The 15,635-nt window shown below is 60.9% G+C and carries 9 protein-coding genes, 1 tRNA gene and 3 rRNA genes (1 of these 13 running past the window's edge); 1 reads left to right on the forward strand and 12 read right to left on the reverse strand.

Translation table 11 applies throughout. The annotated features are described in order from the left end of the window. Positions 1 to 65: 65 nt before the first annotated feature. On the reverse strand, positions 66 to 788 hold the full coding sequence (locus ACT5M9_RS11210; protein WP_457982772.1) for a head GIN domain-containing protein: 723 nt from the start codon (positions 786 to 788) through the stop codon (positions 66 to 68). Between the two features lie 337 nt (positions 789 to 1,125). Here ACT5M9_RS11210 and ovoA point away from each other — a divergent pair, with 337 nt between their 5' ends. Further along, positions 1,126 to 3,276, forward strand: coding sequence for a 5-histidylcysteine sulfoxide synthase (gene ovoA / locus ACT5M9_RS11215; RefSeq protein WP_457982758.1), 2,151 nt, complete (start codon positions 1,126 to 1,128; stop codon positions 3,274 to 3,276). A gap of 87 nt (positions 3,277 to 3,363) precedes the next feature. Here the strand turns inward: ovoA and ACT5M9_RS11220 are convergent, their stop codons facing one another. From ACT5M9_RS11220 to ACT5M9_RS11270, 11 genes are all read right to left on the reverse strand, one after another. Next, on the reverse strand, positions 3,364 to 4,335 hold the full coding sequence (locus tag ACT5M9_RS11220) for a bile acid:sodium symporter family protein (RefSeq protein WP_457982760.1): 972 nt from the start codon (positions 4,333 to 4,335) through the stop codon (positions 3,364 to 3,366). Positions 4,336 to 4,619: 284 nt separating this feature from the next. Beyond that, positions 4,620 to 6,056, reverse strand: coding sequence for an amino acid permease (locus ACT5M9_RS11225; RefSeq protein ID WP_457982761.1), 1,437 nt, complete (start codon positions 6,054 to 6,056; stop codon positions 4,620 to 4,622). A 152-nt stretch (positions 6,057 to 6,208) separates the two neighbouring features. After that, complete coding sequence (locus ACT5M9_RS11230; RefSeq protein WP_457982763.1) at positions 6,209 to 6,547, reverse strand: tRNA-binding protein; 339 nt, start codon at positions 6,545 to 6,547, stop codon at positions 6,209 to 6,211. 76 nt (positions 6,548 to 6,623) lie between these two features. Then, positions 6,624 to 8,069 (reverse strand): amino acid permease, encoded by a 1,446-nt coding sequence (locus tag ACT5M9_RS11235; RefSeq protein ID WP_457982765.1) that lies wholly within the window; start codon positions 8,067 to 8,069, stop codon positions 6,624 to 6,626. 103 nt (positions 8,070 to 8,172) lie between these two features. Continuing rightward, positions 8,173 to 8,628 carry a beta-galactosidase subunit beta gene (locus tag ACT5M9_RS11240; protein WP_457982766.1) on the reverse strand — a complete coding sequence of 152 codons (456 nt, stop codon included), beginning with the start codon at positions 8,626 to 8,628 and terminating at the stop codon, positions 8,173 to 8,175. Further along, positions 8,625 to 11,699: a beta-galactosidase subunit alpha gene (ebgA, locus tag ACT5M9_RS11245; RefSeq protein ID WP_457982768.1), complete on the reverse strand. Its 3,075-nt coding sequence runs from the start codon at positions 11,697 to 11,699 to the stop codon at positions 8,625 to 8,627. The genes ACT5M9_RS11240 and ebgA overlap by 4 nt, the downstream gene beginning before the upstream one ends. A gap of 320 nt (positions 11,700 to 12,019) precedes the next feature. Further along, the gene (gene ebgR / locus ACT5M9_RS11250; RefSeq protein ID WP_457982770.1) at positions 12,020 to 12,985 is read right to left on the reverse strand and encodes a transcriptional regulator EbgR; all 966 of its coding nucleotides are present in this window, start codon (positions 12,983 to 12,985) and stop codon (positions 12,020 to 12,022) included. A gap of 151 nt (positions 12,986 to 13,136) precedes the next feature. Then, positions 13,137 to 13,251, reverse strand: a 5S ribosomal RNA gene (rrf, locus tag ACT5M9_RS11255). A gap of 23 nt (positions 13,252 to 13,274) precedes the next feature. Further along, positions 13,275 to 13,350 (reverse strand) — tRNA-Thr (locus tag ACT5M9_RS11260). A gap of 47 nt (positions 13,351 to 13,397) precedes the next feature. Then, positions 13,398 to 13,512 (reverse strand): 5S ribosomal RNA (gene rrf / locus ACT5M9_RS11265). Positions 13,513 to 13,634: 122 nt separating this feature from the next. Beyond that, positions 13,635 to 15,635: ribosomal RNA gene (locus ACT5M9_RS11270) — 23S ribosomal RNA — on the reverse strand (it continues 888 nt past the right edge of the window).

Raw genomic sequence — 15,635 nt, forward strand, 5'->3', positions numbered from 1 at the left:
CCAGACTATGGATAATGAAACAGGCCCTTCTGGGCCTGTTTTTTAGCTGTGTTGGAACCGGGTACTCAGCTTCCAACCCGGGAGATGGACCCGGAGCCGGCGATCTCGCTCTCCAGCCTGGGGTTGCCCAGATAGTTCACCGAGCCGGAGCCGGCGATGCCCACCTTCAGCAGCTCGCTGGCATTCACTTCCACGTCGCCACTGCCCGCGATATTGACCTCGACCTCCTCACCCTTGAAGTCGGCACCGGACACGCCACCGGCACCGGCGAGGTTCAGCTCCACCTCTTTGGCGGAGCCTGCCCCCAGATCCAGGTTGCCCGCACCGGCGACATTGCCCTCCAGCCGATCCAGCGTCAGCTGACTGGCGACTATGTCCCCCAGGCCCGCCACCGACAGCACCAGCTCATCCCCCGAGAAACCGCTCAGATCCCCGCGAGCCAGGCCCGCCAGCGCCAGCTCCGTCACCCTGGGCAGGGTGATGGTGATGTCGATGGGTTCGAAGTGCTCGAACCGGTAGCCATCCTTGACCTCCAGCTCCAGCTTGTCGTCTCGCTCGGTGATCTCCACATAGGACAGCAGATTCTCCTGCCCGCGGATCAAGATGCCCCTCTCTTCCCCGACCACCAGATGGATATTGGCGGGCACCCCGGCCTGCACCCGGGTCACAGATTCGCCCAGGGGATGGCGCTGCTCGATGACGGCGCCGTCGCCGCTCACCAAGGTATAATCCAGCTTGCTGCAGCCACCCAGCCCCAGCACCAATATCAATCCCAGCATCCACTTCATTGCACTCTCCTTGTTGATGGCCCTGTCCGGCCGGTTTGTACTCATCCGGAGATCTAGATGGCAATCCTTGTGCCATAAGTTCAATCGTATGATTCTTATGGATTTTGCTATCTTTATTGCCCATATCATCAGGCTGTAAGGTGCCATTCTGACGATATAGTGGTGAAACTGACCATACCCGTATGGGGACGTTGTTCACTGCAAGACCCCATTCATCCTGTCGCCACGACACCGGCCGCCGACAGTTTTTTGTTGTGGCGCCGGTCTGTTGAGCCAATAGTGATACTTTGTGCATCCGCTGCACCGTCCGTCTTCACTGCCCACAAGGAGTCAGAGCGTGACCCAAGCCAGCCATCCCTTTGCCGCTCTCGGCGGCCTGCCAGCCCCGACCCGCACCCCGCTGCTGACCGGCGAGGATCCCGAACAGAAGCGCCGCGAGCTGCTCGCCTACTTCTGCCAGACCTTCGATCTCTACGACTCCCTGTTCGACTGCCTGGCGGACGAGCGCGCCTGGTTCAACAAGGCCATCTCCCTTCGCCATCCCCTCATCTTCTACTACGGCCACACCGCCGCCTTCTTCATCAACAAGCTGCTGGCGGCCCGTCTCATAGATGGCCGGCTCGATCCGCGCATCGAGGCCATGGTCGCCATCGGGGTGGACGAGATGAGCTGGGACGATCTGGACGAGACCCACTACGACTGGCCCGCCGTCGCCGAGCTCCGTAGTTACCGCGGCCGGGTGCGCGCCCTGGTGGTCGACTTCATCGAACGCATGCCGATCGCGCTGCCCATCCAGTGGCAGAGCCCGGCCTGGGTCATCCTGATGGGGATAGAGCACGAGCGCATCCACCTCGAGACCTCCAGCGTGCTGATCCGCCAGCTGCCCCTGGCCTGGGTGCGGCCACGGCGTCACTGGCCCGCCTGCGAGGTACGCTGCCACCAGCCAGAGGAGGTGCCCGTCAACGACCTGTTGCCGGTCGCGGGCGGGCGGGTGCGCCTCGGCAAGCAGGATGCCACCTACGGCTGGGACAACGAATACGGCGAGCGTCACATAGAGCTGGCCCCCTTCCAGGCGAGCCGCATGCTGGTGAGCAACGCCGAATATCTGGAGTTCGTGCAGAGTGGAGGCTATCAGCAACAGGCCTGGTGGGACGACGAGGGTTGGGGCTGGCGCCAGTTCGCCGGGGCGCGGATGCCGAGCTTCTGGGTGGGCGATCCGGCCGAGCCGGATCAACTGCAACTGCGGCTGATGACGGAACAGGTCGACATGCCCTGGGACTGGCCCGCCGAGGTGAACCAGCTGGAGGCCGCCGCCTTCTGCCGCTGGAAATCGGCCCAGACCGGGCTGCCCATCCAGTTGCCGAGCGAGGGGGAGTGGGCGCTGCTGCGGGAACAACTGACGGGGGATCAGCCTGACTGGCTGGAAGCCCCCGGCAATATCAACCTGGCCCGCTTCGCCTCCCCCTGCCCGGTCAACGCCTGCCCCCAGGCCGGCTTTTTCGATCTCGTGGGCAACGTCTGGCAGTGGACCAGCACCGCCATCGACGGCTTCGAGGGGTTCAAAGTGCATCCCCTCTACGACGACTTCTCCACCCCCACCTTCGACGGCAAGCACAGCCTCATCAAGGGGGGCAGCTGGATAAGCACGGGCAACGAGGCGCTCAAGTCGTCCCGCTACGCCTTTCGCCGCCACTTCTTCCAGCACGCGGGCTTCCGCTATCTGGTCTCCCGTTATCAGGAACCCGTCACCGTGAATCCTTACGAAACCGACACGCTGGTCGCGCAATATCTCGACTTCCAGTATGGCCCGACCCACTTCGGGATCCCGAACTACGCCCAGACCCTGGCCAATCTCGCCGGCGAGCTGTGCAGCAACCACCAGCGGGCGCTGGACATCGGCTGCGCCACCGGCCGTGCCAGCTTCGAGCTGGCCCGCCACTTCCAGCATGTGGACGCCGTGGACTACTCGGCCCGCTTCATCGACGTGGCCCTGGCCCTGGCGAACCAGGACAGCTTCCGCTACGCCATGCCGGTGGAGGGGGAGCTGGTGGAGTATTGCGAGGCACGGCTCTCCACCCAGGATCTGGGTAGTGCGCAGGCCGATCGCATCCACTTCAGCCAGGGGGATGCCTGCAACCTCAAGCCCAAATACGCGGACTACGATCTGGTGCTCGCCTCCAACCTCATCGACCGGCTGCGAGAACCCGCCCGCTTCCTGCGCGACATTGCCCCCAGGCTGCGCAGCGGCGGCCTGCTGGTGCTCACCAGCCCCTACACCTGGCTGACCGACTACACCCCCAAGGCGAACTGGCTCGGCGGCATCCGCGAGAATGGCGAGGCACTCTCCACCTATCAGGCGCTGCAGCGGCTGCTGGCGGCGGAGTTCGAGGAGCTGTGCCCGCCGCGGGACATCCCCTTCGTCATCCGCGAGACCGCCCGCAAGTACCAGCACACCCTGGCCCAGCTCACCGTCTGGCGCAAACGCTGAGGATTAGACAGCAAAAAGAGAGGGAGGCACTGGCCTCCCTCTCTTTTATTTGCGTGTCACACTTCTCGCTCATGGCCGCGCAGTCCCTCACCCCTCCTGATGGGCGAGCTCGGCAGTCCGCTCACGGTAGCGGCGCGCCAGCACGGCGCACACCATCAGCTGGATCTGGTGGAAGATCATCAGCGGCAGCACCATGACACCGACGCTGGCGGCGGGGAACATGACGTTGGCCATGGGCACGCCGTTCGCCAGGCTCTTCTTGGAGCCGCAGAAGACGATGGTGATCTCGTCCGCCCGGTTGAAACCGAGGCGGCGGCTGATCCAGACGTTCCAGCCCAGCACCAGCGCCAGCAGCACGCAGCTCAGCAGCACGATACTGGCCAGATCATACCAGCCCACCTGATGCCAGATCCCCTGCACCACCGCCTCGCTGAAGGCCACATAGACCACCAGCAGGATGGAGCTCTGATCCAGCTTGCCGATGAGGGGCCTGTGAGCGTCTACCCAGCGGTCGATGAGCGGCCGGGACAGGTGACCCACCACGAAGGGCAGCATCAACTGCACCATGATCGACTGGATGGAGTGCCAGGTGTCGATGCCCTCCCCCTGCACCTTGATCATCAGCCCCACCAGCACGGGGGAGAGGAAGATGCCGAGAATGCTGGAGGCCGAGGCGCTGCACACCGCCGCCGACACATTGCCGCCGGCCAGGGAGGTGAAGGCGATGGCCGACTGCACGGTGGCGGGCAGGGCGCACAGATACAGGAACCCGAGGTAGATGGCCGGGCTCAGCCAGTGAGGTACGAAGGGGGTGAGCAGCAGCCCCAGCAGGGGGAAGAGCACGAAGGTGCTGAACATGACCACCAGATGCAGCCGCCAGTGGCCGAGCCCCGCCAGCAGGTTCTGGCGCGACAGCTTGGCGCCGTGCATGAAGAAGAGCAGGGCCACCGCCAGCTTGGTGAGCCAACCGAACCAGACGGCGACCTCTCCCTCGCAAGGGAAGAAGGAGGCCAGGGCCACCACGGCAATCAGCACAGAGGTAAAGGGATCCAGACGCACGGAGAGTCTCCATCGAAGGCGCGCCCCGCTTCGCCGAGGCACTCGGACGCGGGACGACAGGAAAGGCAACAGGAGCTGCTGGACAGCTCCCGTTGCAACGAATCCCCAGCTTACCCCGAGAAATGGGTGGCGCAAAGTTGAGCGATGGCCGCAGGTGTTCAAGAAAATTAAACGTTTACCCACCATGCGGGTGTGGCGCTGAACGATAGGCCGGGCAGCGGAGACGAAAAAACATAAAAAACGGGTGGCCTGAGCCACCCGTTGTTCCTGGAGCCGCGATGTCGTCAGCTCTCCTTGACCAGCTTGCTCCCCTTGCTTGGCCCAACCAGCTTGGCGGCCTGGCGCTTCTCGAAGCGGGAGATCCACCAGTAGGCGATGGCCGAGAACACCGCCGTCATGAAGACGTTGATGAAGAAGGCCCGCACCAGATCCACCCCGGCCGGGAAGGCGGAGGCGCTCATGCTGACCACGAAGATGAGGATGAGCACGGACACCACGGCCATGCCGAAGGTGCGCGAGCCCATGCGGAAGTCCCGCGGGGTGTCGTCGTGTTTCCAGCGGAACACGAAGTAGGCCACCATGATGAAGATCGGCGGCAACATGGCCGTGCCGGCGGTGAGGTTGATGGCGGTGTTCATCATCTGCTGCACCGACTCGGAGCCGAAGCCGTTCACCACCAGCATCACGAACACGAACACGAATTGCCACCAGGCGGCGCGCACCGGCACCCCGTGCTGGTTCAGCTCTGTGGTCTTCTCGCCGTAGACCCCCTTGGGGATCTCGGAGAAGTGGATCTTCACCGGCGCCGAGGTCCACATCATCATGGAACCGAACATGGCGATGAAGAGCACCACGCCGACGAAGCGGCCCACCAGCACCTCGGAGACCTGGAAGTACTGGGCCATGCCGGTGAAGATCTCCACCATGCCGCCGGCGTAGGTGAGGCTTTCGCGCGGCACGAAGACGTTCACCAACAGGGAACCCAGGGCATACATGGCGCCTATGACGATGCCGGCGGTGATGATCACCCGGATGAAGGACTTATGGCCGCCCTTGACGTCATTGAGGTAGGCCGCCGCCGTCTCGGCGCCCCCCGCCGCCTGGAAGATCCAGCACATGATGCCCAGCGTCGCCCAGTTGACCGTGGGGGTCATGGCCTCCAGGGTGATGGGCTGGGCCGGCACATGATCGCCGCTCAGGGCCATCAGGGCCCCCAGCACATAGATGGCGAACAGGGCGAACACCCCGTAGGCCACCAGTTCGGCGATCTTGCCGAGCCAGCTCGCCCCCTTGGTGGAGATGTGGGTCGCCGCCGCGAACAGCACGATGGAGATGATGGAGGTCACCATGGGGGAGAAGCTGTACTCATACCCCAGCATGGCGTAGGAGGCGTAGGCGATGACATTTGGCAACAAGGAGACGAACCAGAACAGGTTCACGAACCAGTAGAGGAAGGAGCCGAGGTAGGCCATGCGGGTACCGAGCGGCTTCTTGAGCCAGTCATACATGCCAGACTCCGACTGTTTGTTGGCGGAGACGAACTCGGAAATGATGAAGACGAAAGGAATAAAGTAAACGAGCGTAGCCAGCAGGAAGATGGGCGCCGAGCTCAGCCCCAGCTCTATGTTGTTGTTGACTATGTTGCGCACGTTGAACACGGCGGCAAAGGTCATCGACAGCAGGGCAAACTTGCCTATGGTGCCGCGTATTGAATCCGACATATTGTCCTCCCGGGGACCTCGCCGCTTCGCGAGGCGGCGCTTTGACTCTGAATGTGTTCGGCAGGGACGCAAGGCCCCGCCCTCTGTTTTCTTGTTATGGTCAGGCTGGCCCTCCCGGCTCGCCTGCGACTCTCTCTATGACGCCATCATCCTCAGACGATGGGCGTGCCCGGCGCCATGGGCACGCGAGGCTGCAGCAGCACGCTCTGGCTCTCGTCCGGCGTCTCGGCACACAGCAACATGCACTCGGAGCGCTCGCCGCGCATGCGGGTGGGCTTGAGGTTCGTCAGCACCACCACCTGGCTGCCCAGCAGCTCCGCCTCGCTGTAGTGGGGCACCAGGCTGGTGACCGTCTGCAGTGGCCGCTCGCCCCCCACGTCGATCTGGACTATGTAGAGCTTGTCGGCCCCGGGGTGGCGCACCACCTCCAGCACCCTGCCCACCCTCATCTCGACCCGCTTGAATTCGGCAAACTCGATCGTCTCGCTCATGCTCTTTTCCTTTTCTGGTTCAACGGTTTGCGGGTGGCCAACGGCCACCCGGTTTGATCTGGGATAAAAAGGGCGCTCATGACACCTGGACGGGGACCTGAGCGGCAGGCTGAGCCTCTATGGCACGGGCCTCGGCACTCAGGGAGGCCTCATATCTGTTGTATTTCCACCAGGCGAAGCCGAGGAAGATCACTATCCCCCCGACGTTGTAGAAGATGATGGTCATGATGTCGGCGCCGGTCGGGAAGGTGGAGGCCAGGAAGCCCACCGAGAAGATGGCGATCAGCACAGAGACCACAGCGATCCCCGTGGTACGCGAGCCCATCCTGAACTCCCGCGGCAGGTGGTCGAGCTTCAGGCGCAGATTCAGGTAGGCCAGCATGATGAACAGGGGTGGCAGCATGGAGGCGGCGGCGGTCATGTTGATGACGGTATTCATCAGATCCTGGGCGGTGTTGGAGCCCAGGGTCGGGATCACCATCAGGGGCAGCACTATCAGGTACTGGATCCAGGCCGCCCGGGCGGGCACGCCATTTTCGTTCAGCTCCACCGTCTTCTTGCCGAAGATACCCGCCGGGATCTCGGAGAAGAAGATCTTCACCGGGGTGGCGGTCCACATCAGCAGGGAACCGAACATGGCGGTGAAGGAAACCAGGCCCACGAAGCGGTTCATCAGGATCTCCGGCAAACCGAAATGGGCCGCCAGCCCTTCGAACACCTGCACCGAGCCGCCGGTGAATTTCAGGGTGTCGCTGGGGGCAAACACGTTGATCAGCAGGGAGGCGACGGAGTAGAGCACGCCGATGAAGAGGCCGGCGACGATGATCACCTTCACGAAGGACTTGGATCCGCCCTTGACGTCGTTCACGTAGACCGCCACCGACTCGGCACCGCCGGCCGCCATAAAGATCCAGGTCGTAATACCCAGGAAGGCCCAGCTGAAGTCCGGGATCATGGCCTCCACCGTGATGGGATCCGCCGGCTGCACGCCCCCCACCAGGGCCGCCCCCGCCAGCAGTATGTAGGAGAGGGTCAGCAGCAGCATCAGGGAGGAGGTCACCGAGGTGATGGGACCCAGCATCTTGGCGCCGTTGGTGGAGACATAGGTGGCGAAGGCAAACAGCACCATGCTCAAGGCCGTGGTGGCCAGCGGCGTGAGTATGTATTCATAGCCGAGGAAGGCATAGGAGGCGTAGGCGATCACCCGCGGCAACAGGGAGGTGAAGAAGAACAGATTCACGAACCAGTAGGTGTAGGCGGAGATGAAGGCCCAGCGGCCGCCGAGGGAGCTTTTGACCCAGGCATAGACGCCGGCCTCGGAGTTCTTATTCAGTGACACGAACTCCGCAATGATGAGGCAGAACGGAATGAAGTAAAAAATGGTGGCCAGGAAGAACATGGGGGCCGAGGCCAGGCCGATCTCGATATTGTTGTTGATGACGTTGTTGAAGCTGAATACGGCGGCAAAGGTGAGCGACAGCAATCCAAACTTGCCTATCGTGTTGCGTTTGGTATCAGACATTTCCATCTCCAGACCTGTATGTATTGTCGGCGCAAGGGCGAGGCATTGGCTGTAGGGTGAACCCCGCCCTTGCGGCTTTTGTCAGTACGAAAGCGGCAGCGGATTATTTGTTTTTGAAGTAGCCGCCTTCCACCGTGACCTTGATGATGAGCTTGCGCACCGCGCCATCCCCGACGAAGCGATAAGCCTCGTGGTTCTCGAAGATCACCAGCTGACCCTTGCCGATCTGCTGGCGCTCGCGCACCTCGCCGGCCAGCCACTCGCGGTCCGTGGTGTCGTCATAGGCCAAGTCAGTTTGCAGGTCACGCTTGTCGGCCCACTCCACCGTCTCCGCCCCTTCCAGGTAGTAGTGGATGTCGAAGTAGCGGCGCTGCCCCTCGAACAGGGCGCCAGCCGGGCTGGCCCCCTCCTGCAGTCGGTAGGTGAGGGAGTCACCGATGGAGTGACAGATACCGGGCTTGAGGTTTGGCAGGTTGTCGATAGCCTCCACGCAGCGGCCCCACTTCTTGCCCTCCCGGTAAATGTTCTTGAACAGGGTCAGGTTATCCAGGGTGATCATGCGAGGTTCCTCCCGCCGTTGATGCTGAGGTCGAGCCCGGCCAGGGCGGCCGGATTGAGGTTGCCGCGGGCGATGGGCAGCAGAGTCAGGCCGAAGCAGAAGGGTTCGAAGCGTACCCGCCAGGAGTCCAGCACCTCGGAGCCCCAGGAGTTGGAGCCGAGCCCCAGCACCTGGTGATCCAGATTCAGGGTCAGATAGCCACAAGGTTCCAGCTCGTTGATGTGCTGGGCGGCGTGGATATGCTCCCAGCTATAGGGCCAGACACTCAGGTTGATGGGGGCATCGGGCCGCACATAGAGACCCTCGCCGTGGCGGTCTGTCAGGGTCGCCCAGCGCACCTGCTGGCGGTTGCCGTTGTCCTGTGGGAAGGGGTAGTGCTCCCACATCTCGGCCACCGTGCTCTGGAAGCTGTCGATCCAGTTGCTCTGGCGGCTGTCCTGATAGTTCTCACCCGGTCCCATGCCGTAGTAGTGCACCCGTTCGAGATCCTGGCGGATACCCAGTTCGAAACCGATCTTGGGGATGATGTCGTCATAGCCGCCGTAGGGCTGGCCACACAACTGGACGTGCAACTGACCGTTCGGGCTCAGGGTGTAGACGTAGCAGCAGCGCATGCCGAAATCGAACACGGGGGGGGCTATCAGGCTCTCCACCGTCACCTCGACCGCCTCACCCAGCTGACGCCAGCTCAAGGAGCGGAAGTGCTCCTGCATGATCTGCAGGTGGTTCGGATGCCAGAGGCTCTCGTACTCCTGCTTGTGGTTGTCGATCATCGGCTTGAAGAAGTTGAGGCGCGGCGAGCGCTCGATCAGCTCCTTGCCATCCTGCTGCCAGCTCACCAGCTTGCCGTCGAGGCGGGAGAAGCGCAGGGCGAAGCCGTTGCCGGTCAGGGTCAGCGCTAGCCGCTCGTCGGCAATCTGCAGCGCGGTGGCGTTGGGAGTGGCAAAGGGTCGCAGTTGGCGGCTCGATGCCTTCAGCCGGAACTGGTACTGACCGAGCTCGTGATCCGCCGGACTATAGGAGGTGGCGCTGGCCTTGATGACCCGCAGCTGGACGAAGGTTTCCCGCTCATCCAGGCCCGGCAGCGCCAGCTGCAGCGGCGTGATGGTGCCGGGGGCCATACCCTCCAGCCGGATCTGCTGGCTGGCCAGCAGCTCGCCTTCCGCCTTCACCTCGATCAGCAGGCGAACGTCGTCCAGGGTCGAGAACCAATAACGGTTCTCCACTTCCAGCTTGCCGCTGGCCGTATCAATAGCGCGGATCTTGACCGGGCAGATCACCTGCTTGTATTCGCGCAGGCCGGGCCCCGGGGTCTGATCCGGGTAGATGAGCCCATCCATGCAGAAGTTGTAGTTGTTGGGGTAGTCGCCGTAGTCGCCGCCGTACTTGTAGACGGGGCGGCCCTTCTCATCCTCTTCCAGGATGCCGTGATCGCACCACTCCCAGATGTAGTGACCCTGGATGTGGGGATGGCGGTCGAACACCTGCTGGTATTCACTGAGGCCACCCGGGCCGTTGCCCATGGCGTGGGCGTATTCGCAGAGGATGCGCGGCTTGTCCATGGGAAACTCGCCGAAACAGTTCATCTGGGAGACCCGGGAGTACATGGTGCTGACCACGTCCACCACCTCGGCGTCACGGTCCTCCTCGTAGTGCACCAGCCGGGTCGGATCGATCTGCTTGCAGCGGCGGTACATGGCCCTGATGTTGCAGCCGTAGCCGGACTCATTGCCGAGAGACCAGATGATGATAGAGGGGTGATTCTTCTGGGCGTGGACATGGCGCTCGATGCGATCGACGAACACCGGCTCCCAGCTGAGATCGTCCGTGATGCGGCTGAGATCGCCGACGTTGGCGAAGCCGTGGGTCTCCACGTCCGTCTCCGCCATCACGAACAGGCCGTACTGGTCGCACAGCTCGTAGAAGCGCGGGTCGTTCGGGTAGTGGGCGGTGCGCACCGAGTTGAGGTTGTGCTGCTTCATCAGCACCAGGTCCCGCTCCACCCGATCCATGCCGACGGCGCGCCCTTTCAGGTGGTCGTTGTCGTGGCGGTTCACCCCGTGCAGCTTGAGGTACTGGCCGTTGACATAGAAGAGGCCACCTTTGACCTTGATCTCACGCACCCCGACCCGCTGCGGGATCACCTCCAGCAGAGCACCTTGGTCATCATAGAGGGAGAACATCAGCTGATAGAGATAGGGGTCTTCGGCGCTCCACAGGCGCGGGTTCGCCAGATCCAGGCTGAAGCCACAGGTCAGCTCGCCGTCGATGGCGAGGTTATCGAGCGAGCCGCTCGCTATCTCGCTGCCCTGATCCAGCAAGGACCAGACCAGACGATGATCCCTAGTCTGCGTCCCCAGGTTCTCCAGCCGGATGTCGCAGCTCAGGGTAGCGCTCTGGCTGTCGTCGGCCAGGGCGGTCTGGATGAAGAAGTCCTGCACATGGACTTGGGTCTTGCCCACCAGGTAGACGTCGCGGAAGATCCCCGCCATCCACCACATGTCCTGATCCTCGATATAGGTGGAATCCGCCCACTGCATCACCCGCACCGACAGCAGGTTCTCGCCGACCTGGGCATAGGCGCTGATGTCGAACTCGGCGGTGAGGCGGCTCCCCTTGCTGAAGCCCACATAGTGGCCGTTCACATAGACCTCGAAGTAGGTCTCCACCCCGTCGAACTTGATGATCACCTGCTCCCCGTCCCAGGCAGGGCTCAAGGTGAAACTGCGCTGATAGGCGCCGGTGGGGTTGTTGGTGGGCACGAAGGGGACGTCTATGGGGAAGGGAAAACCCTCGTCCGTGTACTGCAGGTGGCCGTGCCCTTCCATCTGCCACATGTTGGGCACGGCTATCTGGCCCCACTCGCTCATGGGGCTGTGATAGAAGGCCTCGGGCACCGCCAGGGGGTGCTCGAAGTAGTGGAACTGCCACTGGCCGCTCAGGGAGAGGAAGCGGCGGCTCAGCTCCCGTTGCAGGGTGGCCGCGCTGGCCTCGTCGGCATAAGAGAAGAAGTAGGCACGGGGTGCCAGCCGGTTTTCACCGACGAGTTGAACGTTTTCCCAGTTATTCACATGTCCTCCCGGAACAAGACATCCTAGACTGGGTAAACCATAGATAAATATTTACTAAATATCAGCTAATGATTGGTAAAGTTTTAACCTGATCACAGCCCATCGCTCGATCTGTGAGCGGGATCAGAAGCGCGAGATAAAAGCGGCCTGGGCCTGTCTGAATGGCATGGATGTTGATGTTTAGGGAAAAAAAGCAACAATACAGTTCAATAACAGTATGTTACTGACGAACATGGAGGGAGGGAAATTAAAGGAAGGAGAGAGGATAGACCATGCCCTGCAAAGAGGGCATGGTTAAGAGATAGGGGTATTTACTAAATTTATCGTGTCGTGCCACGCAGGGTCAGCCGACTGGGCACCAGCACCCTCAGGGGCACCTCCCGCTCGTCCCTCAGCCGTTCGACCAGGAGATTGACCCCCTGGGAGCCCATCAACTCGGAATGGATCCGCACCGTGGAGAGGGGCGGGAAGGTGAACTTGGCGGTCGGGATATCGTTCACGCTGATGAGCTCGAGCTGCTGGGGAATCGCCAGCCCCTTCTCGTGGATGGCCCGCAGCACGCCGATGGCGATGGAGTCGGAGGCGACGAAGAGCGCAGCCGGCCAGTCACCCGCCAGCATCTCCTTCGCCAGCCGATAGCCGGAAGCGCTGGAGAAATCACCGCGATAGAGATCCCCCTGCCGTACCACCCCGAGCCGCTGGCCGTAGTCGAGGAAGGCGAGCTCCCGCAGATCCGGCAGCTCGTCCTGGCCACCGATGTAGCCGATGCGGTCATGGCCGCGGGAGATGAAGAAATCCACCACCTGCTGGCTGATGAGGGCGAGATCCACGTCCACCGAGTCATACTCCCCCTCGGAGCGACAGTCGATGAACACCAGCTGGGCACTGAGGGAGTGGAGCGCAGCCAGGCGCTCGGGGGACAGGTGACCTATCACCAGGATACCATCGACACTCGCCAGATCCCGCCCCTCGGCGCCGTTGTAGAAGTGGGTCAGCTCGATGTTCAGGCGGGCGCACTGGGTCTCTATGCCATAGCGGATGGCGAGATAGTAGGGGTCGTTGACCTCGGTGCTCTGGGGATAGGCATAGACCGCCAGGAAGTGCAGCTTGTTCTTGTGCAGCCCCTTGCGGGCGCTGCTGGTCTTGTACTCCAGCCGCTCGGCGATCTCGAAGATCTTCTGCTTGGTCTCTTCCTTGACGCTCAGCGTCGGATCCTCATTGAGCACCCTGGACACTGTGGCCTGGGATACCCCGGCCTCCTGCGCAATTTCCTTCAACGTGGCCATGCATACTCCTCTGGCGATAACCCCGGCCCATGCCTCCAGAGTAACGGGCAAGCCGCTGACAGCCCAGCATTTTTACTAAAACAATCCGTGATAAATGGCAAAATTCCAAAGCAAAAAGGCCTCCCGAATGGGAGGCCTCTTCTGAATGGGTGCCTGACAGTGTCCTACTCTCGCATGGCGAATGCCACACTACCATCGGCGCTACCGCGTTTCACTTCTGAGTTCGGCATGGGATCAGGTGGTTCCACGGCGCTATTGCCGTCAGGCAAAAGCTGTTACTGCTTGAAAATGGTGCTGATACCCAGAATCGAACTGGGGACCTCATCCTTACCAAGGATGCGCTCTACCGACTGAGCCATATCAGCACACTAACCGGTAAAGACCACGCTCATAGCGCAATCTTGAAATGGGTGCCTGGCAGTGTCCTACTCTCGCATGGCGAATGCCACACTACCATCGGCGCTACCGCGTTTCACTTCTGAGTTCGGCATGGGATCAGGTGGTTCCACGGCGCTATGGCCGCCAGGCAAATTCTTAATCCAGAAAGCTGACGTGAATAACGATGTTGCTCGTGGCTTGTCGTTATCACTGAATTTTTGAGTAGTTCTTGGGGTTTGTTACAAGTCTCAGAACACTTCTTGGGTGTTGTATGGTTAAGCCTCACGGGTAATTAGTATGGGTTAGCTCAACACGTCGCCGCGCTTACACACCCCACCTATCAACGTTGTGGTCTCCAACGGCCCTTTAGGACCCTCAAGGGGTCAGGGATGACTCATCTCAGGGCTCGCTTCCCGCTTAGATGCTTTCAGCGGTTATCGATTCCGAACTTAGCTACCGGGCAGTGCCACTGGCGTGACAACCCGAACACCAGAGGTTCGTTCACTCCGGTCCTCTCGTACTAGGAGCAACTCCCTTCAATCATCCAACGCCCACGGCAGATAGGGACCGAACTGTCTCACGACGTTCTGAACCCAGCTCGCGTACCACTTTAAATGGCGAACAGCCATACCCTTGGGACCGACTTCAGCCCCAGGATGTGATGAGCCGACATCGAGGTGCCAAACACCGCCGTCGATATGAACTCTTGGGCGGTATCAGCCTGTTATCCCCGGAGTACCTTTTATCCGTTGAGCGATGGCCCTTCCATTCAGAACCACCGGATCACTATGACCTACTTTCGTACCTGCTCGACCTGTCCGTCTCGCAGTTAAGCTGGCTTATGCCATTGCACTAACCTCCTGATGTCCGACCAGGATTAGCCAACCTTCGTGCTCCTCCGTTACTCTTTGGGAGGAGACCGCCCCAGTCAAACTACCCACCAGGCACTGTCCGCGAGCCCGATTCAGGGCCCTGCGTTAGAACATCAAACATACAAGGGTGGTATTTCAAGGACGGCTCCACGACAACTGGCGTCATCGCTTCAAAGCCTCCCACCTATCCTACACATGTAGGTTCAATGTTCAGTGCCAAGCTGTAGTAAAGGTTCACGGGGTCTTTCCGTCTAGCCGCGGGTACACCGCATCTTCACGGCGAATTCGATTTCACTGAGTCTCGGGTGGAGACAGCATGGCCATGGTTACACCATTCGTGCAGGTCGGAACTTACCCGACAAGGAATTTCGCTACCTTAGGACCGTTATAGTTACGGCCGCCGTTTACCGGGGCTTCGATCAAGAGCTTCGCTTGCGCTAACCCCATCAATTAACCTTCCGGCACCGGGCAGGTGTCACACCCTATACGTCCACTTTCGTGTTTGCAGAGTGCTGTGTTTTTGATAAACAGTCCCAGCCATCTGGTCACTGCGACTCCCGACAGCTCCATCCGCAAGGGACTTCACCATCAAGAGCGAACCTTCTCCCGAAGTTACGGTTCTATTTTGCCTAGTTCCTTCACCCGAGTTCTCTCAAGCGCCTTGGTATTCTCTACCCGACCACCTGTGTCGGTTTGGGGTACGATGACTTGTAATCTGAAGCTTAGAGGCTTTTCCTGGAAGCAGGGCATCAATGGCTTCCGCACCGTAGTGCGTTCGTCTCGTGTCTCAGTGTTGTGTCTCCGGATTTGCCTAGAAACACCACCTACGCACTTTCACCAGGACAACCGTCGCCTGGCCCACCTAGCCTTCTCCGTCCCCCCATCGCAATTACAAGTCGTGCAGGAATATTAACCTGCTTCCCATCGACTACGCCTTTCGGCCTCGCCTTAGGGGTCGACTCACCCTGCCCCGATTAACGTTGGACAGGAACCCTTGGTCTTCCGGCGAGGAGGCTTTTCACCCCCTTTATCGTTACTTACGTCAGCATTCGCACTTCTGATATCTCCAGCATGCCTCTCGACACACCTTCGCAGACTTACAGAACGCTCCCCTACCACTCACGCTTAGCGTGAATCCGCGGCTTCGGTGCCTGGTTTGAGCCCCGTTACATCTTCCGCGCAGGCCGACTCGACTAGTGAGCTATTACGCTTTCTTTAAATGATGGCTGCTTCTAAGCCAACATCCTAGCTGTCTGAGCCTTCCCACATCGTTTCCCACTTAACCAGAACTTTGGGACCTTAGCCGGCGGTCTGGGTTGTTTCCCTCTTCACGACGGACGTTAGCACCCGCCGTGTGTCTCCCGGATATTACTTACTGGTATTCGGAGTTTGCATGGGGT

It is taken from the genome of Aeromonas sp. AE23HZ002T15 (genome assembly GCF_054165525.2).